This window comes from Paraburkholderia sp. J94 (genome assembly GCF_905220285.1).
Lineage (GTDB): Bacteria > Pseudomonadota > Gammaproteobacteria > Burkholderiales > Burkholderiaceae > Paraburkholderia > Paraburkholderia tropica_A.
The window spans coordinates 511133-534556 of the sequence record NZ_CAJMZH010000005.1 but is presented as its reverse complement, the minus strand read 5'-3'; the positions used below and the strand labels follow the sequence as shown (position 1 = coordinate 534556).

At 65.5% G+C, this 23424-nt stretch carries 18 protein-coding genes and 1 pseudogene; 16 read left to right on the top strand and 3 right to left on the bottom strand.

What is annotated here, in order from left to right:
• The first annotated feature begins 166 nt into the window (after window positions 1-166).
• The 10 genes and pseudogenes from U4Y88_RS13540 to U4Y88_RS13495 all read left to right on the top strand — a co-directional run bounded on the left by U4Y88_RS13540 (window position 167) and on the right by U4Y88_RS13495 (window position 11318).
• A complete protein-coding gene (locus tag U4Y88_RS13540) occupies window positions 167-1084 on the top strand; it encodes a LysR family transcriptional regulator (RefSeq protein WP_224012646.1) in 918 nt (305 codons plus the stop codon).
• 399 nt (window positions 1085-1483) lie between these two features.
• Complete coding sequence (locus tag U4Y88_RS13535) at window positions 1484-2641, top strand: ABC transporter substrate-binding protein (RefSeq protein ID WP_224012645.1); 1158 nt, start codon at window positions 1484-1486, stop codon at window positions 2639-2641.
• Between the two features lie 97 nt (window positions 2642-2738).
• On the top strand, window positions 2739-3764 hold the full coding sequence (locus U4Y88_RS13530; protein WP_310632669.1) for an ABC transporter ATP-binding protein: 1026 nt from the start codon (window positions 2739-2741) through the stop codon (window positions 3762-3764).
• Window positions 3765-3766: 2 nt separating this feature from the next.
• Window positions 3767-4729 carry an ABC transporter permease gene (locus U4Y88_RS13525; protein WP_224012643.1) on the top strand — a complete coding sequence of 321 codons (963 nt, stop codon included), beginning with the start codon at window positions 3767-3769 and terminating at the stop codon, window positions 4727-4729.
• On the top strand, window positions 4719-5528 hold the full coding sequence (locus U4Y88_RS13520; protein ID WP_224012642.1) for an ABC transporter permease: 810 nt from the start codon (window positions 4719-4721) through the stop codon (window positions 5526-5528). The genes U4Y88_RS13525 and U4Y88_RS13520 overlap by 11 nt, the downstream gene beginning before the upstream one ends.
• Before the next feature lie 78 nt (window positions 5529-5606).
• Window positions 5607-7034, top strand: coding sequence for a gamma-aminobutyraldehyde dehydrogenase (locus U4Y88_RS13515; protein ID WP_224012641.1), 1428 nt, complete (start codon window positions 5607-5609; stop codon window positions 7032-7034).
• A 101-nt stretch (window positions 7035-7135) separates the two neighbouring features.
• The gene (locus U4Y88_RS13510) at window positions 7136-7978 is read left to right on the top strand and encodes a helix-turn-helix transcriptional regulator (protein ID WP_321784484.1); all 843 of its coding nucleotides are present in this window, start codon (window positions 7136-7138) and stop codon (window positions 7976-7978) included.
• 50 nt (window positions 7979-8028) lie between these two features.
• Window positions 8029-8982: pseudogene (locus U4Y88_RS13505) on the top strand (alpha/beta hydrolase); the annotation flags it as partial.
• 229 nt (window positions 8983-9211) lie between these two features.
• Complete coding sequence (locus U4Y88_RS13500; RefSeq protein ID WP_321784482.1) at window positions 9212-11005, top strand: methyl-accepting chemotaxis protein; 1794 nt, start codon at window positions 9212-9214, stop codon at window positions 11003-11005.
• A gap of 97 nt (window positions 11006-11102) precedes the next feature.
• Window positions 11103-11318: a DUF3820 family protein gene (locus U4Y88_RS13495; RefSeq protein ID WP_065060963.1), complete on the top strand. Its 216-nt coding sequence runs from the start codon at window positions 11103-11105 to the stop codon at window positions 11316-11318.
• 80 nt (window positions 11319-11398) lie between these two features.
• Here U4Y88_RS13495 and U4Y88_RS13490 read toward each other — a convergent pair whose 3' ends face one another.
• On the bottom strand, window positions 11399-13315 hold the full coding sequence (locus tag U4Y88_RS13490; RefSeq protein WP_321784480.1) for a TonB-dependent siderophore receptor: 1917 nt from the start codon (window positions 13313-13315) through the stop codon (window positions 11399-11401).
• Here U4Y88_RS13490 and U4Y88_RS13485 point away from each other — a divergent pair.
• A complete protein-coding gene (locus tag U4Y88_RS13485) occupies window positions 13275-13589 on the top strand; it encodes a hypothetical protein (RefSeq protein WP_321784478.1) in 315 nt (104 codons plus the stop codon). The genes U4Y88_RS13490 and U4Y88_RS13485 overlap by 41 nt on opposite strands.
• A 199-nt stretch (window positions 13590-13788) precedes the next feature.
• Here U4Y88_RS13485 and U4Y88_RS13480 read toward each other — a convergent pair whose 3' ends face one another.
• Both U4Y88_RS13480 and U4Y88_RS13475 read right to left on the bottom strand, forming a co-directional pair.
• Window positions 13789-14736 carry a response regulator transcription factor gene (locus U4Y88_RS13480; RefSeq protein WP_321784540.1) on the bottom strand — a complete coding sequence of 316 codons (948 nt, stop codon included), beginning with the start codon at window positions 14734-14736 and terminating at the stop codon, window positions 13789-13791.
• Between the two features lie 82 nt (window positions 14737-14818).
• Window positions 14819-18253 carry an ATP-binding protein gene (locus U4Y88_RS13475; RefSeq protein WP_321784476.1) on the bottom strand — a complete coding sequence of 1145 codons (3435 nt, stop codon included), beginning with the start codon at window positions 18251-18253 and terminating at the stop codon, window positions 14819-14821.
• A 227-nt stretch (window positions 18254-18480) separates the two neighbouring features.
• On the opposite strand from U4Y88_RS13475, the gene urtA reads away from it, so the two are divergent.
• The 5 genes from urtA to urtE are packed head-to-tail and all read left to right on the top strand — an operon-like array spanning window position 18481 to window position 23424.
• Window positions 18481-19755, top strand: a complete 1275-nt coding sequence (urtA, locus tag U4Y88_RS13470) for an urea ABC transporter substrate-binding protein (RefSeq protein WP_224012635.1) — start codon at window positions 18481-18483, stop codon at window positions 19753-19755.
• Between the two features lie 55 nt (window positions 19756-19810).
• Window positions 19811-20728: an urea ABC transporter permease subunit UrtB gene (gene urtB, locus U4Y88_RS13465; protein WP_224012634.1), complete on the top strand. Its 918-nt coding sequence runs from the start codon at window positions 19811-19813 to the stop codon at window positions 20726-20728.
• Between the two features lie 55 nt (window positions 20729-20783).
• Window positions 20784-21953, top strand: coding sequence for an urea ABC transporter permease subunit UrtC (gene urtC, locus U4Y88_RS13460; protein WP_224012633.1), 1170 nt, complete (start codon window positions 20784-20786; stop codon window positions 21951-21953).
• A 3-nt stretch (window positions 21954-21956) separates the two neighbouring features.
• On the top strand, window positions 21957-22700 hold the full coding sequence (urtD, locus tag U4Y88_RS13455; RefSeq protein ID WP_310632658.1) for an urea ABC transporter ATP-binding protein UrtD: 744 nt from the start codon (window positions 21957-21959) through the stop codon (window positions 22698-22700).
• Window positions 22701-22734: 34 nt separating this feature from the next.
• On the top strand, window positions 22735-23424 hold the full coding sequence (gene urtE / locus U4Y88_RS13450) for an urea ABC transporter ATP-binding subunit UrtE (RefSeq protein WP_224012631.1): 690 nt from the start codon (window positions 22735-22737) through the stop codon (window positions 23422-23424).

The window sequence follows — 23424 nt, the reverse complement described above, 5'->3', positions numbered from 1 at the left end:
GGTTTCATTTCATCTGACTTTAGGTGTTGTACAAAACTCTACAAATCGGTTCACGGAATAGAGTCATGCACGAACACCTGAAAGCCGGTGATTGGCGAAAGACAGTGGGCTGCACCCCCGATATATACTCCCCCGATCCCCAACCCCCGACCGACGAGCCCTGGCAATGAGCCTCTCCGTCAAAAGCGTGCGTTACTTCATCGCAGTGGCGGAAGCCGAGTCGGTCACCGGCGCGACCCAGACGCTCAACATTTCGCAATCGGTCATTACCGAAGCGATCAAAAGCCTCGAAAGCGAACTGGGCGCACAACTCTTCGTGCGTCACGCGCGCGGCATGGTGCTCACGCATGCGGGCCATCAATTCCTTCGTCATGCGCATCAGATCCTCGCGGCCGTGCGCAACGCGCAGCAGGCGCTCGCCGCGCGGCCGGACACCAAGACCGGCAGGTTGAACGTCGGCGTCACGAGCCTGATGACGGGCTATTTCCTGCCCTACCTGCTCGACCACTACAAGCGCGTGTTCCCCAAAGTGGAAGTGCAGGTGGTCGAAGACCAGCGCGACTACATCGAACATCTGCTCGTCAACGGCGAACTGGACGTGGCCGTGCTGATCGTCTCGAACGTGCAGAACAGCCAGGCGATCGAAACCGAGTCGCTGATCGAGGCGGCGTGGCGGCTGTGGCTGCCGGCCAATCACGCGTTGCGCGGACTCGGCAGCATCTCGCTTCAGGAGATCGCCAACGAAGGCATGATCATGCTGAAGGTGGACGAGCTCGAAGACAACACCACCGCGTTCTGGCGCGCGGCGGGCCTGCGGCCGAACACGGTGATGCGCACGGCGTCGGTGGAAGCGGTGCGCAGTCTCGTGGCGACCGGCGCGGGGTTGTCGATTCTCCCCGACGTGCTCTATCGCCCGTGGTCGCTCGACGGCGACCGCCTGGAGGTGCGCAAAATCCTCGGTGAAATGCCGACCGTCGATATCGGCATCGCGTGGCGGCGCAGCCTGACGCTGCCCGAAATGGTCCAGCATTTCCTCGTGGTCGCGCGCGAATATTCGCGCACGCTCAGCAAATCGTCGATCTGAATTTACGATATCGGCGCGCAATCGTTCTGTTTTATCGAAATTGACGAAAGCGTTACGCATAATCGTGCGGGTTTTCACGGAGCCCGCGTGCGGCATCGCCATCGCTGCGACGTCGCGCCAGGCGGCGCATTCAAGCCATCGCGCCGCGCCCGAAAGCTCCGCGTCATGCGGGGCAGCCTCGATTCTTCCCTTGCTGTGCGGCTACGCTTGAGCCCGTTTTCGTCGCGTTTCGCGGACTAAGCATTCTGATTTACCGATAGCTCGTATCTGGCTTTCGGCCTATCGGTCAAAAAGGGCGGCCTCCTAGAATAGATCCGACCACCATCGCATTGCCTCAAACCCTTTGCCCACGGGGCTTTCCGGTAGACCGCCCGGGCCACAACCACGAGGAATCGGAGCATGTCGCATACCACTCGCATGGCCGCCGCCATCGCCCTTGCCGCGCTCGTCAACACGGGGCTCGCCAGCGCGGCCGGGCCGCTCACGCAACTGGGCAAGCCGGAAGGCCAGGTCAACATCATCGCGTGGCCGGGCTACATCGAGCGCGGCGATACCGACAAGAAATACGACTGGGTGACCGGCTTCGAGAAGGAGTCGGGCTGCAAGGTGAACGTGAAGACCGCCGCGACCTCCGACGAAATGGTCACGCTGATGAACCAGGGCGGCTACGACCTCGTCACGGCGTCGGGCGACGCGAGCCTGCGGCTTGTCTACGGCAAGAAGGTGCAGCCGATCAACACGGCGCTGATTCCCGCCTGGAACACGGTCGAGCCGCGTCTCCAGAACGCGCCGTGGCACACGGTCAACGGCGTGCATTACGGCGTGCCGTATCAGTGGGGCGCGAACTTCCTCGCCTACAACACGAAGATTTTCCCGAAGGCGCCCACTTCGTGGTCGGTCGTCTTCGAGCAGCAGACGCTGCCCGACGGCAAGAGCAACAAGGGCCGCGTGCAGGCCTATAACGGCGCGATCTACGTGGCCGATGCCGCCGTTTATCTGATGCACAAGAATCCCGCGCTCGGCATCAAGGACCCGTACGAACTGAACGAAGCGCAGTACGCCGAGGTGCTCAAGGTGCTGCGCGCGCAAAAGCCGCTCGTGCATCGCTACTGGCACGACGTCACGGTGCAGATGAACGACTTCAAGAACGAAGGCGTGGCCGTGTCGAGCGCGTGGGGCTACGCGGTGAACTCGCTGCAAGCGGAGAAATTCCCGATCGCGGCGACGATTCCGCAGGAAGGCGCGACGGGCTGGGCCGACACGACGATGATGCACGCCGACGCGCCGCATCCGGTCTGCGCCTACAAGTGGATGAACTGGTCGCTGAACCGCAAATTGCAGGCCGATCTGGCCGAATGGTTCGGCTCGAATCCTGTGATTCAGGGCGGCTGCCAGCAGGCGGCGGTGGGCGGTTCGAACTTCTGCGTGGCGAACGGCTATGACCGTTTCGACCAGATCCACTTCTGGAAGACGCCGGTGGCGAATTGCTCGCAGGGCAAGTGCGTGCCGTACAGCCGCTGGACCCAGGATTTCATCTCGATCATGGGCGGTCGATAGAGCCACGGGCGCTTATCGACATTCCGCGGCAGTCCGCATCACGACGCAGCACACAGCGGCACACAGCGGCACACCGCAGCGACAGGCAGGAAACATCATGAATAGCGCAGTGGAATTCTCAGGGGTCTCGCGTCACTACGACGGCGTGCGCGCCGTGGATGACGTGTCGCTCGTCGTCAACGACGGCGAATTCTTCTCGATGCTCGGGCCGTCGGGCTCGGGCAAGACCACCTGCCTGCGTCTGATCGCGGGCTTCGAGCAGCCGAGTGCGGGCCGCGTCGTGCTGCATGGGCGCGACGCGACCGGCCTGCCGCCGTATCAGCGCGATGTGAACACCGTGTTTCAGGATTACGCTCTGTTCCCGCACATGAACATCCTCGACAACGTGGCCTACGGGCTGCTCGTCAGCGGCGTCGATAAACGCACGCGTCATCGGCAGGCGGAGGAGGCGCTGGAACTCGTCGCGCTCGGCGGTTATGGCGCGCGGCGTCCCGGGCAGTTATCGGGCGGCCAGCGGCAGCGCGTGGCGCTGGCGCGTGCGCTCGTGCGCCGTCCGCGCATCCTGCTGCTCGACGAACCGCTCGGCGCGCTCGACCTCAAGCTGCGCGAGCAGATGCAGATCGAACTGAAGACCTTGCAGCGCAAGCTCGGTGTGACCTTCATCTACGTCACGCACGATCAGGGCGAGGCGCTGTCGATGTCGGACCGCGTGGCCGTGTTCAACAAAGGCCGCATCGAACAGGTGGATACGCCGCGCAATCTCTACACGCGTCCGGCCACGCCGTTCGTCGCCGATTTCGTGGGCACCTCGAACGTGATCGCCGACGCGGCCTCGCTGCAACGCATCGGCGCGGCGCAGCCGTTTTCGATCCGCCCCGAGCACATCCGCTTGAACGGCACAGCGCCCGCAAGCGCCGACGACGTGCAACTGCCCGGCACGCTGATCGACATCCAGTATTACGGCGCGACGAGCCGCTTCGAGGTGCGTTCGGATGCGGGGCAGCGCCTCGCGGTGACGGTCGCGAATCAGGACGATGCGGCCACGGCCTGGCCCTCGGTCGGCGATACGGTCACGCTCGCCTGGGCGCGCCGCGCGATGGTGACGCTGGAGCCGCAGGGGTGAGCATGACCACGACCTCGAACGCGGCCGTCACGCGCGCCGCCGCGCCACGCACCGGCCTGATACGCCGCGCGAGCGGCTTCCTGCACCGGCACGCGAATCTGTATTTGCTGCTGCTGCTTCTGCCGCCGCTGCTGTGGTTCGGCGTGGTGTATCTGGGCTCGCTGTTCGCGCTGCTGCTGCAAAGCGTCTGGCGCTTCGACGACTTCACGATGGCCGTGAGCCCCGATTTCACGCTCGCGAATTATCTGGCGCTGGTCCGCGATCCCGCGAATCTGGACGTGGTCCTGCGCACGACCGGCATGGCCTGCTGCGTGACGCTCGCGAGCGCGCTGCTCGCGTTTCCGGTCGCGTATTACATGGCGCGCTACGCGAAGGGCTGGAAAAAAGGCCTGTTCTACGTGGCCGTGATGCTGCCGATGTGGGCCAGCTATATCGTCAAGGTCTACGCGTGGACCGTGATTCTCGCGCAGGGCGGCGTGCTCTACTGGATCATCGACACGCTGCATCTGCGCGCCGCGCTCGACGCGCTGCTGCGCGTGCCTGTGATCGGCGGCGACTCGCTCTCGACCTCGAACATCGGCCGCTTTCTGGTCTTCACGTATATCTGGCTGCCGTTCATGATCCTGCCGATTCAGGCCGCCATCGAGCGCATTCCGGCCAATCTGCTCCAGGCATCCGCCGACCTCGGCGCGCATCCGGGCCAGACCTTCCGCACCGTGATTTTGCCGCTCGCGTTTCCCGGCATCGCGGCGGGCTCGATCTTCACGTTCTCGCTCACGCTCGGCGACTACATCATTCCGCAACTGGTGGGACCGAGCGGCCTCTTCATCGGCACCATGGTCTACACGATGCAAGGCTCGATCGGCAACGTGCCGATGGCCGCCGCCTTCACGGTCGTGCCGATGGTGCTGATCGGCGTGTATCTCGTCATCGCCAAACGCCTCGGAGCCTTCGATGCACTCTGACGCCCAACCCTCGCGCCTGCTGCGCTGCGCCGCCTGGGGCGGCCTCGCGTTCCTGCATCTGCCGATTCTCGTCGTCGCGCTCTACGCGTTCAACACCGAAACCAGCGCGTTCAGCTTCCCGCTCAAGGGCTTCACGCTGCACTGGTTCACCGACGCCTTCGCACGCGACGACATGCTCGCGGCCGCGTGGCTCTCGGTGAAGGTGGCGGCGCTCGCCACGTTGCTCGCCCTGCTGCTCGGCACGGCGGCGGCCGCCGCGCTGTACCGGCGCAACTTCTTCGGCAAGGAAGCGATCACGTTCGCGCTGATCCTGCCGATCGCGCTGCCCGGCATCATCACCGGCATCGCGCTGCTGTCCGCGTTCAAGACCGCGAATCTCGACCTGGGCTTCTGGACCATCGCGGTCGGGCACGGCACGTTCTGCGTGGTGATGGTCTACAACAACGTGGTCGCGCGGATGCGGCGCATGCCCGCGAGTCTCGTCGAAGCGTCGATGGATCTCGGCGCGGACGGCTGGCAGACCTTCCGTTACGTCGTGCTGCCGCAGATCGCCACGGCGCTGCTGGCGGGCGCGATCCTCGCGTTCGCGCTGAGCTTCGACGAGATCATCGTCACGACGTTCACGGCGGGTCAGGAGCGCACGCTGCCGATCTGGCTGCTGAACCAGCTTTCGCGGCCGCGCGACGTGCCCGTGACCAACGTGGTGGCGCTGATGGTGATGACCATCACGATGATTCCGATTCTGGGCGCGTGGTATCTCACGCGCGACACCGAAAGCACCGCGGGCAGCAGCCGCTGAACAGCGCGCGGACCGTCGCGGACCCGATCGACTTTCACGAGCGTGGGCTCAACGAAGAGAGAGCAAATGGAAAAATCGATGCAAACGAACCTGCTGATCGGCGGCGAATTCGTGCCGGGCCACGGCAGCAAGGAAAACATCTTCAATCCGTCGACGGGCGAAGTGATCGCGCTCGTGGCCGAGGCGTCGCTCGAACAGGTGCAGGCGGCCACGGCCGCCGCGAGCCGCGCGTGGCCCGCGTGGGCGCGCAGCACGCCGAAGGATCGCGCGACGCTGCTGCTCAAGCTCGCCGACGCCATCGAGTCGCGCGCCACCGAATTCGCGCGGCTCGAATCGCTCAATTGCGGCAAGCCGTATCTGGGCGCGCTCAACGACGAAATCCCCGCGGTCGCCGACGTGTTCCGCTTCTTCGCGGGCGCGTGCCGGGTCCAGCACGGTCCGGTCGCGGGCGAATATCTGGCGGGCCACACGAGCATGATCCGCCGCGATTCGCTGGGCGTGATCGCCTCGATCGCGCCGTGGAATTATCCGCTGATGATGGCCGCATGGAAGCTCGCGCCCGCCGTGGCAGCGGGCAACACCGTCGTGCTCAAGCCGTCCGAGCAGACGCCGCTCACCACGCTCAAGCTCGCCGAACTGATTGCCGCGATCTTCCCGGCGGGCGTGATCAACGTGGTGACGGGGCGCGGCGACACCGTGGGCGCGCCGCTCATCACGCAGCCGCAGGTGCGCATGATTTCGATCACCGGCGACGTCTCGACGGGCCAGCGCATTCTCGAAGCCGCGTCGCGCTCGGTGAAGCGCACGCATCTGGAACTGGGCGGCAAGGCGCCCGTGATCGTGTTCGACGACGCCGACATCGACGAAGTGGTCGCGGGCCTGCGCACCTTCGGCTATTACAACGCGGGGCAGGACTGCACGGCCGCGTGCCGCGTCTACGCGGAAGACAAGGTCTACGAGCGCCTGGTCGCCGATCTGTCGAGCGCCGTGAGTTCGATTCGCTACGGCGAGCAGCACCTCGAAGGCGTGGAGATGGGACCGCTGATCTCCGAGCGCCAGCGCGGACGCGTGGCGAGTTTCGTCGAGCGCGCGGCGAGCCAGAAGCACATCGAGATCACGACGGGCGGCAAGCTCGCCGAGGGGCGCGGCTTCTTCTACGAGCCGACCGTGGTGGCGGGCGCGCGTCAGGACGACGAGATCGTGCGCCGCGAAGTGTTCGGGCCGGTGGTGTCGGTCACGCGTTTCAATGGTGCGCAAGAGGCCATCGACTGGGCCAACGATTCGGACTTCGGCCTCGCCAGTTCGGTCTGGACCCGCGACGTCAACAAGGCTTTCAAGGTGGCGGCCGAACTGCAATACGGCTGCACCTGGATCAACACGCACTTCACGCTCGTGAGCGAGATGCCGCACGGCGGCATGAAGCGTTCGGGCTACGGCAAGGACATGTCGGTGTTTGCGCTGGAGGAGTACACGTGCGCGCGCCACATCATGGCGAAGTTTCCCTGAGGCGAATGGCGCATGGCGGCGCGCGGGCTTGATGCGCGCCGCGCGATGAGGAGCCGAAGGCCGCACTATACTGCTCGCCTTCGCTTCTCCCGCATGCGCCCATGCCGTTCGCCGCTCCATCACGCCATTCACCCGCGCCGTCGCCCGCGCGCAGCACCGATCCCGCCGACTATCAAGGCGCGCCCGGTCCTGCTTCGGTGCTCGCGAAGGAATACGCGGACGGCTTCGCGGTCGGCGAACATCGCCACGCGCGCGCGCAACTGATCTACGCGACGCGCGGCGTCATCGAAGTGTCGGTCGCGCACACGCTCTGGCTCGTGCCGCCGCAGCGCGCGCTCTGGATGCCCGCCGACACGCCGCACGCGATGCGCGCGCGCGGCGCGGTCTCGCTGCGCAGCCCGTATATTCGCGCCGAACATTGCCCGCCCGGCTTTCCGGCGATGCCGCACGCCGTCAACGTGACACCGCTCTTGCGCGAACTGATCGTGCGCGCCGCGTCGATTCCCGTCGACGACGAACCCACGGGCCGCGACGCGCTCGTCATCGCGCATCTGCTCGCCGAAATCGACTGGGTGCCGGGCCATCCGCTGCGGATGCCGGCGGGCGGCGACCGCCGTCTCAAACGCATCTGCGACGCGATACTCCACGCGCCCGCCGACCCGCGCACGCTCGACGCCTGGGCCGCCGAGGCGGGCGCGTCCACACGCACGCTCGCGCGGCTTTTTCTCGCTGAAACCGGGCTGTCGTTCGTGCACTGGCGGCAGCTCGTGCGCGTGCAGCACGCGCTGCCGCTGCTCGCGAGCGGCCTGCCGGTCGCCGACGTGAGCGCCGCGCTCGGTTACGACACGCCCGGCGCGTTCGCGGCCATGTTCCGCCGCGTGACGGGCTCGACGCCGAGCGCGTATTTCAGCCTGCCCGATGTGAGCCTGTCCGATCCGGCGTAGCGGATGTCTGGACGCGCGGCGCATCGCGCGCCGCGTCTGCGTATCGTCTTGAATCACGCGCGTTCGTTCAAACGCGCGGGCCCACTCAAGAGGAATACGCGATGCAACGTGAAAACGTGGAGTTCGATTCGGAAGGCGCGCGCCTGCGCGGCTGGTTTTATCTGCCGTCGGTGCAAGAGGGACCGCATCCGGCCATTGTGATGGCGCACGGTTTTTCGGCGGTCAAGGAGCAATATCTCGACCGTTACGCCGAGGTGTTCGCCGCAGCGGGCTTCGCCGTGCTCGTCTACGACCACCGCAATTTCGGCGCGAGCGATGGCACGCCGCGCCAGGAAGTCGATCCGGCCTTGCAGAAACGCGGCTATCGCGACGCCATCAGTTATGTGCAGACGCGCGCCGACGTGGACGCGTCGCGCATCGGTATCTGGGGGACGAGCTTCAGCGGCGGCCACGTGCTCGAAGTCGCCGCGATCGACCGGCGCGTGAAGTGCGTGGTTTCGCAGGTGCCGCAGATCAGCGGATATCAGTCGGCGTTGCGGCGCACACGCGCGGACCACGTGCCCGCGCTGCTGGCCCGCTTCGAAGCCGACCGCGCGCAGCGTTTCGCAGGCGGCGCGCCCGCCATGCTGCCCGCAACCAGCGCCGATCCCGCCGAACCCTGCGCGATGGCGGGCGCGGACAGCCACGCGTTCTTCGCAGGCACCGCAGCCTTCGCGCCGGGCTGGCGCAACGAAGTGACCTTGCGCAGCGCCGAACGCTCGCGCGAAAACGAACCCGGCGCATACATCGCGCGCATCAGCCCGACGCCGCTGCTGATGATCGTCGCCGACGCCGACACGCTGACCGCCACCGACCTCTGCCTGCGCGCCTACGAAGAAGCGTTGCAGCCGAAGCAGCTGGAGATGATCCCCGGCGGCCATTTCACGCCCTACGTCGAGCATTTCGACACGACCAGCCAGCGCGCCGCGCAATGGTTCGCGCGCCATCTGCGGCCCGCGCAGTGAGACGCGCGGATCGAGCCGCGCCGCGCCATTCGAGGTATTTGTCTAAAGTTTGGCTCAGACTTGCCGATACACCGACTGTCGCGGCGCAGAGCACACATTCCAATCACACGGCCTGCGCGGCAACGGCAAACAGGGCGGCGGCGCCGACCCATCAAAAACATACCCTTGGTCGTTAGGGGCGACAGCAAACGGAAGAGACACCTTTTTTTATTTTCGGGGATTGTCTCTTATGCAGCTTTCGCGATTCAACGTAGGGACGCGCCTCTCGGTCGCTTTCGGCGTACTGCTGGTGCTGTTCGCCATCGTCGTCGGGGCGTCGCTCGTCGTCCTGCACTCGCTCAACACCGTGATCATTTCGGGCCTCGACTCGGGCTCGGCCAAGATCGGCCTCGTCGGCCGCGCGCTCGGCAAGGCGCAGGGCGCGTCGCTGGCGATGCAGCGCCTGATCGTCACGCACGACACGGCGGGCATGGAAGCGCAAAAGCGCAGCGTCGACGAAAAACTCGCGAGCTATCACGACGCCGTCACGCAGGTCTCGACCTTGCTCCAGCAAAGCGACGACACCGAGGACCAGGAACGCGAACTCCTCAATCAGATCAACCAGCTTGCGCAGGCGGCCGAGCCGCTCGTCATGAACAACGCGGCGCTCGGCATGAAGGGCGACGCCACGGCCGCCGACATGCTCAACCAGCAGACCTCGCCCGCGCTGCAATCGTGGACCGATGCGATTGGCCGTTTCCGCGATTACGAAGTCGACAAGAACAAGCGCGCCGCCGCCGCTGCGCATTCGACCTATAACGCGGGGCGCGGCACCTTGCTGGCGCTCGCGCTCGCGGGTCTGTTGATCTCGATCGCGCTCGCGATTCTCATCACGCGCAGCATCCTGAATCAGCTTGGCGGCGAGCCGGCTTACGCGCAGGAAATTGCCCGCAACATCGCGCAAGGCCGACTCGATCAGCGGGTCGACGTGCAGGGCAACGACACGTCGAGCCTGATCTTTTCGCTGCGCGAGATGCGCGATCAGCTCGAAGGCACCGTGCGCGGCATTCGCGATGCGACCGATAGCGTGAAGACGGCGTCGATGGAAATCGCGGCGGGCAATACCGATCTTTCGGCGCGCACGGAACAGCAGGCCGCCTCGCTCGAAGAGACCGCATCGAGCATGACGCAGATTACGACGACCGTGCGCCAGAGCGCCGACAACGCGCGCCACGCGAGCGAACTGACGACCACCGCGACGCAGGTCGTGGACAGCGGCACGTCGACGGTCGAGGACATGGTTTCGACGATGTCGCAGATCAGCGAGAGCTCCAGCAAGATTTCGGAGATCACCACGATCATCGAAGGCATCGCGTTCCAGACCAATATTCTCGCGCTGAACGCGGCCGTGGAAGCGGCGCGCGCGGGCGAACAGGGACGCGGCTTTGCGGTGGTGGCGAGCGAGGTGCGTTCGCTCGCGCAGCGCTCGGCGGCGGCGGCGAAGGAGATCAAGGAACTGATCGGCGCGTCGGTGGCGACGATCGAAGGCGGCGCGCATCAGGCGTCGCAGGTCAGTGCGTCGATGTCGCAGATCAAGGACTCGATCCGCCAGGTCTCGGGCATCGTCGGCGAAATCGCGGCGGCCGCCGAGGAGCAGAGCACGGGCATCGAGGAAGTCAATCAGGCCGTCGTGCAGATGGACAACGTCACGCAGCAGAACGCGGCGCTCGTCGAGGAAGCGGCGGCGGCGGCGAAGTCGCTCGAGGATCAGGCGCAGCGTCTGCGCGAGGCGGTGTCGGTGTTCCAGCTCGCGGGCGGTTCGAGCACGACGTCGGCGGGTGTCGAGCCGCTGCGCCGTCCGGTGCTGGCGTCGAAGCCGGCGGTGACGAGCGTCGCCAGTGTGAAGCGTGTGAATACGGCGAGCAGCGCGGCAAGCGTGAAGACCGCGCCGAAGCCGAAGCCGAAGCAAACCGAAATGCGCGCGCCCGCACGCGAAGCGGTGGTCGTCGCGAAGGACGATAGCCAGGATTGGGAAACGTTCTGATGAGGTGAGGCGGGCGAGCAGGGCGGACTGTATCGGGCGAAGCGCAGTATCATGCGCTCACCCGCTTTCCTGCTTTCCCGCTTTTCCGCCGCCTCACATGAAAGTCGAAGACCTCGAACGCCTCGTGACCCTCGCCATGCCGTTCGGCAAATACAAAGGCCGGCTCATCGCCGACCTGCCGGGGCACTATCTGAACTGGTTCGCCCGCGAAGGTTTTCCGCCGGGCGAGATTGGCCGTCTGCTCGCGCTGATGCAGGAGATGGACCATAACGGTCTGCGCAGCCTGCTCGATCCGCTGCGCAAACGCGGCTAGCGCGGCGTTCATCGGCACATCCTTCCTCACGGCTGCGCGCACCCGCTGCGCGCAAGCCGCCTCGCTTCACTTCCCATCGATCAATAGCTATACCCGAGCGTGAGCATCACCGCGCGGTCGTCGCCGAGCGCCACCGCATTGCTCAAACCGCCCGTGTAGTAATGCTTGTTGAAGATATTGCTCAGACGCAGCGCCGCATGCCAGCGCGGCGCGGTGTAACCCACGCCCACGTCGCTGACCACGAAGCCCGGAATCGTGTAGCCATACGCGTAGAGGCTGCTCTGGCCGCGCACGCCGCCGTTGATTTCCCAGCGATACAGTTCGCCCGGCAGCTTGTAGCGCGCGAACACGTTGAAGCTGTGACGCGGCACGTTGTTGATGCGCGTGCCGTCGGTCGAGGGCGTCTGGCCGCCGTCGTCGGCGATCACGGCCGAGGTGTAGGCATAGCCGCCCGTCACGCTCAGGTGATTCGTCGGCGCGGTGTTGAAGCTGAATTCGAAGCCGCGCGAATGCTCCTCGCCCACGGCGATGCTGTAGCCGTCGTTGTTCGGATCGTCTTCGAGCACGTTGCGGCGGCGCAGGTCGAAGGCCGCGACCGTCACGCTCGTGCGGCCTTTCTCGATGTCGAACTTCACGCCCGCTTCCCACTGCTTGCCCGTTTCGGGATCGAACGCGCTGCCGTTCACGTCCGCGCCGCTGTTCGGATAGAACGAGGTCGCGTAGCTCACATACGGGCGCACGCCCGGCAGCAGTTCGTACATCAGCGCGACCGAGCCCGTGGTGGCGTTCGACGGATTGCCGCTGCTCGTGTTCTTGAGCTCGTTGAGCACGTCGCTCGACGCGCTGTCGTAACGCACGCCCGCGAGCACGCGCCAGCGCTGGCCGAGCGCGATCTGGTCGCGCGCGTAGAAGCCGAGATCGCGGATCGTGGTGTACGTATGCGTCTTCGGCGTGGACGGACAGGTGATCGTGCCCGTGTAGACCGGGTCGTACATGTCGATGGAACCGACCGTGCAGGTGGTCGAAGAGGCGTCCTCGCGACCGCGCATATAGTCGATGCCGAAGGTCACTTCGTGGCGTCCGAGCGCGGTATCGAAGGTCTTTTGCGCGTTGTTGTCGAGCGAGATCGTGTCGCCGGACCATTGCGAATCGGTGGCCGTGCGGCTCAGCGTGTAGCCGTTCGAGGCGACCTTGCCGTTGGCGACCAGTTGGCCGCCGAGCGAGAACTGCTGCCAGCGGAAGTTCTGGTTCACGGTCCAGCCCGAATCGAAATGATGCGCGAAGCTGTAGCCCACGCGCGCTTCGTGACCCGAGTACGGCTGCTGGTCGGGCTCGCCCGTGAAGGTGCTGCGCGAGAGGCTGCCGTTCTTGTTCGCGAGCAGCGTGCCCGACCACGGCAGGCCTTGCTGGCGGATGTAATTGCGCTCCTGATAGCTCGTCAGGATCGTGAATTCCGTGCGCGGACCGAGATCGAGCGACAGCGAAGGCGCGATATAGCGATTGCGCGACCAGACGTAATTGGTCTGATCGTTCGAGTTCATTGCGAGCGCGTTGATGCGGAACGCGGCCTTGCCGTTCTCCGAGAGCGGCGTGCCCATGTCGACGCTGCCCTGGTAATAGCCGTGGCTGCCGACGGTGGCGTCGACATCGGCGAAGGTGTAGTCGACCGGGCGCTTGCTGACTTCGTTGACCATGCCGCCGGGCAGCACGAGGCCCGAGAGCAGCGTGGCCGGTCCCTTGAGCACTTCGATCTGCTGGAGGCCGAAGGTCTCCTCGGCGAAGCGGTTGTTGATGGCGGCGCGCAGGCCGTCGAGATAGACCGAATCCGAGGCGATCTGGCCGCGGATGATGAAGTCGTCCCAGCCGCGTCGGCCATAGGTGCCCGAGATCACGCCGGGCACGTCGTGCAGCGCGTCGTTGAGCGTCTGGACCTGCTGCGCGTCCATCAGATCGCGCGTGACCACGCTGATCGACTGCGGCGTTTCCTTCAAGGGCACCGACGATTTCGTCACCTGCGCGGCGGCGGGCTGGTCGAAGGCGGCGCGCGGCGCGCCGCTCGCGCTGATCTTGACGGTCGGTAATTCGGCGTTGCCAGCCGCGCTGTTTGCGGTGCTGCTTGCGGTGCTACCGGAGCTTGCGGATGCCTCCGCGCTGGCTTTCGACGTGCTTTCGACGGCGGCGCTGGCCGCCTCGGCGGAAGCGGCTTGCGCGAGGACGAGCGTGGGGGTGGCGGAGAAGGCAAGCAGCAGTGCAGCGTGGATCTGGCGGTGACGCATCGAAAAGAACCCCAAGCGAAATGCGAATCATTATTAATTGAGTCGCGCATCGTACTACGGGTAATTCCCTACAATCAATGCGTGTTGTATCGATGCAAATCATTACGGCGAGGTTGCGTTTCGCTGACGACGCGGCATCGAGTCGCGGACTTGCAAGCTCGCCTGGCGCGGTACTGACGGGTTTCAGGCGCGGTTCAGGCGCGGTCGAGCGTCTTGATCGCCACGCCCGCCGCCGCCGCGCGCGTCTCCACATGCAGCTTGCGGAACAGGTGTTCGAGGTGCTTGTTCACCGTGCGCGCGGCCATGCCGAGAATGTCGCCGATATCGCGGTTGGTCTTGCCGCGCGAGACCCAGAGCAGCACTTCGGCCTCGCGCGCGGTCAGGCCGAAGCGTTCGGCGAGCGCGTTCCGATGCACGGTGTCGTCGGTTTCCTTGAGGATGACGATCCACTCGCCCGGCTCCGGCGCGGGCGTCGCGCTGGCGGAACGGCGCACGTGGCCCGACGTGAACTCGTGCACGGCGTCGCTTTGCGCGCCGCGCGCGAGCCAGTCGATGAACCAGTTCCGCAGCGGCGGCGGCAGCTTCGGCTGCGGATCGGCGGCGTGGGAGTGGGCGCTCACGTTCGCATCGGCGACATTGCCCACATCGTTACGACCCGCGTCATACGCCGCGATCTGATGCGCGGCCTGCGGACTCTGCCAACGGATCGTGCCGTCGGCATCGACGATCAGCGCCGCGCGCGCGTCGAGCGAGAGCGCCGCCTGCGCGTAAAGCTGCGCGCGCGAACGCTGCACGTGGGCGCCGATCCGCGCGCACAACTCCTCGGGCCGCACCGGCTTCGTCACATAGTCGATGCCGCCCACGCGAAAGCCGCGCACCACGTGCTCGGTCTCCGTCAACGCGGTCATGAAGATCACGGGCAAATGCTCGTGCCGCGCGTCCTGCTTCATGCGACGGCAGGTTTCGAAGCCGTCCATGCCGGGCATCATCGCGTCGAGCAGCACGACGTCGGGCGTCACGCGCGCGAGGCGCTTGAGCGCGTCCTCGCCCGAGAGCGCGACGAGCACCGCGTAGCCGTGCGCCTGGAGCGTATCGGAGAGAAAGGCAAGGTTGTCCGGCGTATCGTCGACGATCAGCACCACGGGCCGGTCGCGCAGCCAGGCGGCGGTGTCATCGGCGTTCGGGTTGGCGACGATCGGGTTCGCCGCGAGCGCGGCGTGCGCGTCACGCAGCGGCGCCGCGTGCAAGTCGGTCGAGTTCATGCTCGAGTTCCCTTAGCTGAAAGCGTTCGGCCAGCGCGCGCAGCACGTCGATCTGATCCTGTAGCGCGGGCCAGGTCGCGTGCGCGGCGTCGAGTTGTTCGACCACGCCCTGCACGTAGCCGACTTCGAGATGCGCCCGCAAGTGCTCGATGAGGTCGGGCGGCCACGCGGCGGGCGGCGCGGGCGCGTTCGCCGCAGCGGGCAGCGCGGGCACGCTCGACTCGGACGCGATCCACTCGAATGCGAGCAGTTGCGCGAGCTTGTCGAGCAGCAGATTCACCTGCAAGGGCTTCACCAGATAGCCCGCGCAGCCGGTCGCGCTCGCGCGCTCGCGGTCGTCGACGAACGCGTTGGCCGAGAGCAGCACGATGGGCGCGTTCGACAACTGGTTTTCGGAGATCAGGCGGCTCGTTTCGTAGCCGTCCATCAGCGGCATCGAAATGTCCATGATGATGGCGTCTGCCGTGTGCGTGGCGAGCCAGCGCAGCGCGTCGGTGCCGCTGGCCGCTTCGGCGACGTCGAAGCCGAGCGGCGTGAGCAACTGCACGACGATGCCGCGTTGATCGTCGAGATCGTCGACCACGAGAATCGCGCGGCGCGCGCCCGTATAGCCGCGAATCGACGCGAGTTCTGTATGCGTGGCGGCGGCGCTGTCGACGGCGGGCGCGAACAGGCGCACCACGAAGCGCGTGCCGCGTCCGACTTCGCTGTCCACTTCGAGACTGCCGCCGAGCGCCTGCGTGAGCAGGCGGCAGATCGTGAGGCCGAGGCCCGCGCCGTGATCGTGCGCGGGCGCCGCCTCGCCGCGCTCGAACGGCAGGAACAGGCGCTCCATTTCGGCGGGCGGAATGCCGGGTCCGGTATCGGCCACTTCGAACTTGAGCGTGTCGAGCACGTGGCTCACGCGCAGCGTGACCGTGCCGCTCGGCGTGAAGCGAATCGCGTTGCCGATCAGATTCGTGAGGATCTGCCCGACGCATTTCTGGTCGGTGCGTACCGTGGCGGGCAGACGGCCGACTGTCTGCACGTCGAACGCGAGCGCTTTTTCGAGCGCCTGCGGACGCAGCATCGACGTGACGTGCGCGACGAAATCGGCGAGCGGCACCTTGGCGATATTCAGTTGCAGCTTGCCCGCCTCGATGCGCGCGACGTCGAGCAGCCCGTCGACGAGCGCGAGCAGATGTTCGCCGCTGCGATGGATCGTGCGCACCGCGTTGTAGCGCGTGGGCGTGAGTTCTTCCTTCGCCTGCAACAGCAATTGCGCGTAGCCGAGAATGCTGTTGAGCGGCGTGCGCAATTCGTGGCTCAGGCCGGACACATAGCGGCTTTTCGCCTGATTCGCCGATTCGGCGGCGGCGGTCGCGCGCTTGAGCGCGGCATCGGTTTTCTGGTGCGCGTCGATTTCGAGCATCAGCAATTCGTTTTGCCGCTGCGATTCCTCCTGCGTGACGCGGCGGCTTTCGCGCTCCAGCACGAACCACCACGCCGCGATGCAGCCCACCAGCGAAAGCGCGAGAAAGATCTTCAGAAAGCTGTTCGCGAGCGCGTGGCCGATGGCGGGATGGATCGACGAATCGGCGGCCACCGATGTCGCGCTCTGCGACCAGATCAGATAGAGCACGCTGCCGAGCACCGCGAGCATCGCGAACACGAGGCTCGCGTAATGAATCAGGCGCAGCGAGGCGGGACCGAGCCGCGCGCCGGGCAGCACGCGATGCAGCGCGCGGTCGGCCTGCGAGGCGAAGCGCGCGTGCGGCTTGCAGCGGTCGTGGCAGCGCGAATCGAGCGAGCAGCACAGCGAGCAGATCGTGCCGCCGTAGGCGGGGCAGTAGGCGGTGTCGTCGGGTTCGAAGGCGTTTTCGCAGATCGCGCAGCGCAGCGAGACGGCGTCGCCGGTCGGTTGCGCGGCGCGCGCGATGTAGTAGCGCCCGCGCGTGAGCACCGCGAGCACGGGCGCGCACGCGAACGCCACGCCGAACGCGATGAACGACGACATCGCCTTGGCGAGCACGCCGAACAGGCCGCTATGCGCGAGCATCGCGACGGCGGCCGCGATCAGCATCGCGCCCACGCCCACGGGATTCACATCGTAGAGATGCGCGCGCTTGAACTCGATATGGCGCGGGCTATAACCGAGCGGCTTGTTGATGACGAGATCGGCGAACAGCGCGCCGACCCACGCAATCGCGATGTTCGCGTAGAGCGAGAGCACCTTGGCGATCGCATCGAATACGCCCATTTCCACGAGCAGCAGCGCGATCATCACATTGAACACGAGCCACACCACGCGGCCCGGATGACTGTGCGTGAGCCGCGCGAAAAAATTCGACCACGCGAGCGAGCCCGCATACGCATTGGTCACGTTGATCTTCAGCTGCGAGACGATCACGAACAGCGTCATCGCGGGCAGCGCCCAGCTTGCGAGCCCGAACGGATCGAGCAGCAGGTGATACGCGACGAGATACATCTGCGTGGGCTGCGCCGCGTGGTTCGCATCGACTTCGTACTGGAGCGCGACGAAGGCGAGAAACGCGCCGCCCAGCATTTTGAGCGCGCCCGGCACGATCCAGCCCGGTCCCGCCGACAGCAGCGCGAGCCACCAGCGCGTGCGGTTCTTCGCCGTGAGCGGCGGCAGAAAGCGCAGATAGTCCACCTGTTCGCCGACTTGCACGATCAGCGCGAACACGACTGTCGACGCCTGGCCGAAAGCGATCAGGCTGAACGCGCGGCCCTGCGGCGCGAAGCCCGCGAAGGTGGTCCATTGCTTGAGCAGATCGGGCTGATGCCACAGCACGGCCGCATACGGCAGCACGAACAGCACGAGCCACAGCGGCTGCGTCCAGCTTTGCAGGCGGTTGATCAGCGTGATGCCGAACATGACGATCGGAATCACCACGAGCGAACTCACCACGTAGGCGATCGCCAGCGATATGTGGAAATAAAGCTGGAGCGCGAGCGACATGATGGCCGCTTCGAGCGCGAAAAAAATAAACGTGAACACCGCGTAAAGCAGCGAGGTGACCGTCGAGCCGATATAGCCGAAGCCCGCGCCGCGCGTGAGCAGGTCCATGTCCACGCCGTAGCGCGCCGCGTAATAGCTGATCGGCAGGCTCGTGAGCCAGATCAGCACGGAAACGGCGGCGATGGCCCAGAACGCGTTCGTGAAGCCGTAGTTGACGACGAGACTGCCGCCGATCGCCTCCAGCACCAGAAACGACACCGCGCCAATGGCCGTATTCGCGACGCGCAGCTCCGACCAGCGCCGGAACGAGCGCGGCGTGAAGCGCAGCGCGTAGTCCTCGAGGGTTTCGTCGCCGACCCAGGCGTTGTAGTCGCGGCGCACCTTGACGATGCGTTGCGTGCTGGGCGCGCCCACGGACGGGTGACTCTGGGACATGACGATGATCCGGTTTGGTGCGAAGGCGGCGCGAATGGGCACTACGGCAGGCAATACGGCGGGCAGCACCGCGCGGAATCGACGTGCGATGCAAATTACATTCCAGTGCGCGCGCCGGGAATACGTCAATCGACGTATTTCGATCGTCAATTTGGCTTTCTACATTGCGTCCAACCCTCGACCCAGCCCGCAGCGTTCAGCGCCGGGCACCCGATAAGGAGAACGTGATGTCCGCAGACGATCGATTCGATGACGACGCCCAGATGCCTTCGCCGCTGCGCCGGAAAATGCTCGGCGGTCTCGCCGCCGCGCCGCTGATGGCGATGGGCTTCTCGCGCGGCGCGTTTGCGCAAACGCCGCCCACGGCCAAGGTCAACACCACGGGCCTCGCGGTCACGGACACCACGGTGACGGTCGGCCAGCTTCACTCGGCCACGGGCACGATGGCGATTTCCGAAACCGGCTCGATCCAGGCCGAACGCCTCGCCATCGAGCAGATCAACGCGATGGGCGGCGTGCTCGGCCGCAAGGTGCAGATCATTCAGGAAGACGGCGCTTCCGACTGGCCGACCTTCGCCGAAAAATCGAAGAAGCTGCTGGAGAACGACCACGTCGCAGCCGTGTTCGGCTGCTGGACCTCGGCCTCGCGCAAGGCCGTGCTGCCGGTGTTCGAGAAGGACAACGGCCTGCTCTATTACCCGACCTTCTACGAAGGCCTCGAACAGTCGAAGAATGTGTTCTACACGGGCCAGGAAGCGACTCAGCAGATTCTCTGGGCGCTCGACTGGGCCTCGAACACGAAGAAGGCCAAGACCTTCTTCCTGATCGGCTCCGACTACATCTGGCCGCGCACCTCGAACAAGATCGCGCGCCGCCATATCGAACAGCATCTGCACGCGAAGGTGGTGGGCGAGGAGTATTACCCGCTCGGCACGACCGAGTTCGCCTCGCTGATGAACAAGATCAAGCTCGCACGCCCCGACTGCATCTTCGCGACCGTGGTGGGCGGCTCGAACGTGGCGTTCTACAAGCAGCTCAAGGCCGCGGGCATCACGCCGCAGAAGCAGTTCCTGCTGACGCTGTCGGTCACGGAAGACGAAGTGCTTGGCATCGGCGGCGAGAACTTCGCGGGTTTCTTCTCGTCGATGAAGTACTTCCAGTCGCTCGATAACGAGAACAACAAGAAGTTCGTCGCGGCGTTCAAGGCGCGCTACGGCCAGAAGTCGGTGATCGGCGACGTGACGCAGGCCGCCTATCTCGGCCCGTGGATCTGGAAGGCCGCGTGCGAGCGCGCGGGCAGCTTCGACGTAGACAAGGTGGTCGCGCATTCGGCCGGTATCGAAGTGGCGAACGCGCCGCAAGGCTACGCGAAGGTCGATCCGAACCATCACCTGTGGAGCCGCTCGCTGATCGGCGAAGGCCAGGCGGACGGCCAGTTCAAGGTCGTCGCGCAGTCCGAGCAGCCGATCCAGCCGAATCCGTTCCCGAAGGGCTACATGTAATCCGTCAACCGCAGCGGCGCGGCGGCGCATGACGCCGCCGCGCGAGGAGCGTTCGATGTCCGCTACCGATATTTTCAACATCACGCTGATGCAGGGCTTCGCCGGTCTGAGCCTCTTCAGCGTCCTGCTCCTGATGGGGCTCGGGCTCGCCGTGATCTTCGGCCAGATGGGCGTGATCAACATGGCGCACGGCGAGTTCATGACGATCGGCGCCTATACGGTCTACATGTTTTCGTGGTTCTCGCAGAACGTCTGGCACGCGTTCACGCCCGTGTATTTCTTCTTCGCGATTTTCGCGGCGTTCGCGCTGGCGTTCGCGGCGGGCTGGCTCGCCGAATGGGCGCTGATCCGCCATCTCTACAAGCGCCCGCTCGACACGCTGCTCGCCACCTGGGGCCTGAGCCTCGGCATGCAGCAGGTGTTCCGCTCGACCTTCGGGCCGAAGGAAGTGAGCCCGGCGCTGCCCGACTGGCTGATGGGTTCGTGGGAGCCCACGCCGGGCCTCGACATTCCGGTGAGCGGCATGTTCGTGATGGGCCTCGCGCTGCTGATGACGGGCGGCCTGCTGCTCATGCTCTATCGCTCGCGCTGGGGCTTGCGCGTGCGCGCCACGGTCGCGAACCGGCCGATGGCGAACGCCGCAGGCATCAACACGCGGCGCACCGACCGCATGACCTTCGCGATTGGCTGCGGTATCGCGGGCGTGGCGGGCGCGGCCTTCACGGCGATCGGCTCGACGGGACCGACGAGCGGCTCGCTCTATATCGTCGATTCGTTTCTGGTGGTCACGTTCGGCGGCGCGGCGAGTCTGCTCGGCACCGTGGCGTCGGCGTTCGGCATCGCGCAGATGCAGTCGATCAGCGAGTTCTTCCTCTCGGGCTCGATTGCGCGCGTGCTCACGCTGCTGACCGTCGTGGTGATTCTGATGCTGCGTCCGCAGGGTCTGTTCGCCTCGAAGGTGCGGCGCGTGTAAGCGCACGCCGTTGCACAAGCCTCATTCACAGCTTCATTCGACTGGAGAGATGGACATGGAACCCATCCAACCCACGGCGGGCGGCGTATCCCCGCGATCCGGCCGCGATGCGCCGCCGGCCGGCTGGCGCGCGCGCCTCGCGTGGCTCGACGTTTCGGGCTATGGCGGCATCGTGCTGCTCGCCCTGGTGATCGTGGTCGTGTTTCCGCTCGCGCTCGACACGTTCCGCCTGAACCTGATGGGCAAGTACCTGACCTACGCGTTCGTGGCGATCGGCCTCGTGATCGCGTGGGGTTACGGCGGCGTGCTCAGTCTCGGACAGGGCGTGTTCTTCGGCCTCGGCGGCTATGCGATGGCGATGTTTCTGAAGCTCGAAGCGTCCGATCCGGCCGCCACGCACACGCAGACCACGCCCGGCATTCCCGACTTCATGGACTGGAACCAGCTTACCGCGCTGCCCGCGTGGTGGAAGCCGTTTCACTACTTGCCGTTCTCGATACTCGCGGTGCTCGTCGTGCCCACGGCGCTCGCCTTCGTGATCGGCTACGCGATGTTCAAGCGGCGCGTGGGCGGCGTGTACTTCGCGATTATCACGCAGGCCGTCGCGCTGATTCTCTCGGTGCTCATCATCGGCCAGCAGGGCTATACGGGCGGCGTGAACGGCATCACTGATCTGCGCACGCTGCTCGGCTGGGATATCCGCACCGATCACGCGAAGCTGATCCTGTACTTCGTGAACGCCGCGCTGCTGATCGGCGCGCTGCTCGCCTGCCGCTGGGTTCAGCGTAGCAAGCTCGGCACGCTGCTGCTCGCGATGCGCGACAAGGAAGACCGCGTGCGCTTCTCGGGCTACGACGTCGCCATGTTCAAGGTGTTCGCGTTCTGTCTCGCGGCGATGCTGGCGGCCATCGGCGGCGCGATGTTCACGTTGCAGGTGGGCTTCATGTCGCCGTCGTTCGTCGGCATCGTGCCGTCGATCGAAATGGTGATCTACGCGGCCATCGGCGGGCGCATGTCGCTGGTCGGCGCGGTGTACGGCGCGATTCTCGTCAATCTCGGCAAGAGCTGGTTCTCGGAGAGCTTTCCGAACCTCTGGCTCTATCTGATGGCGGCGATGTTCATCGGCGTGGTGATGGTGTTTCCGAACGGGCTGGCGGGCCTCTACGACGAGCATGTGCGCCCGCGCGTGCGGCGGCTGCTCGGCGCGGCGAACAAGGAGGCGTGAAGCATGAGCAATACCGACTTTCTGCTCGCGATCGAAGACCTGACCGTGTCGTTCGACGGCTTCAAGGCGATCGATTCGCTCAATCTCTATCTCGAACGCGGCGAGCTGCGCGTGGTAATCGGCCCGAACGGCGCGGGCAAGACCACGCTGCTCGACCTCATCTGCGGCAAGACGAAGGAAACGGCGGGCAGCATCAAATTCCGCAACGAGGAGATCACCAATCTCGCGGAATTTCGCCGTGTGCGTAAAGGGATTGGCCGCAAGTTCCAGACGCCGTCGATCTACGAAAACCTGAGCGTGGCGCAGAACCTCGAAGTGTCGTTTCCGCGCGGACGCAGCGTGTTCGGCGCACTCGCCTATCGCGAAGATGCCGAAGTGGCCGACCGCGTGCGCGACGTGGCCGACGAAATCGGCCTGTCTGCCGCGCTCGATCTGGAAGCGGGGCTGCTTTCGCACGGCCAGAAACAGTGGCTCGAAATCGGCATGCTGCTTATGCAGGATCCCGAACTATTGATGCTCGATGAACCGATTGCGGGCATGAGTGTGCGCGAGCGCGAACTCACCGCCGATCTGCTCGATCGCATCTGCCGCAATCGCTCGATGATCGTGATCGAGCACGACATGGCTTTCGTCGAGCGCATCGCGCACAAGGTCACGGTCATGCATCAGGGAAAGATTCTCGCGGAAGGGCCGATGGCGCAGGTGCAGGCTGATCCGCGCGTGATCGACGTTTATCTGGGCCACTGATTCGGCTACCGAACGACAACACGGAGAACACATCATGCTGGAAGTCGACGATCTCGTCGTCAGCTACGGCCAGAGCGAAGTGCTGCACGGCATCGGCTTTTCTGTCGCCGAGGGCGAAAGCGTGGCCGTGATGGGCCGCAACGGTATGGGCAAGACGACGCTGTTCAAGGCGCTGATCGGCATGCTGCCCGCCAATCGCGGCACGGTGCGCGTGGGCGGCGCCGATGTCTCGAAGGACGAGAGCTATCGCCGCGTCGCGAACGGCATCGGCTACGTGCCGCAAGGACGGCAGATTTTCGCCTCGCTGACCGTCGAGGAAAACATTCAGACGGGCCTCGAAAACGCGCAGAGCCAGCGCGTGCCCGACGAACTCTACGCGCTGTTTCCCGTGCTGTTCGACATGCGAAAGCGCAAGGGCGGCAATCTCTCGGGCGGCCAGCAACAGCAACTCGCGATTGCGCGCGCGCTCGCGACCGACCCGAAAGTGCTGCTGCTCGACGAGCCGACCGAGGGCATTCAGCCGTCCGTCATCAAGGACATTGCCAAGGCGCTCAACCAGATCCGCACAAGCCGCAATATCGCCATCGTCGTTTCGGAGCAGGTGTTGAGCTTCGCGCTCGACGTGGCCGACCGCCTGTTCGTGATCGAAGGCGGGCGCTTCGTGCACCAAAGCACGCGCGATGCGGGCGACACCGACCGCATCCGCGAATACCTCTCCGTCTGA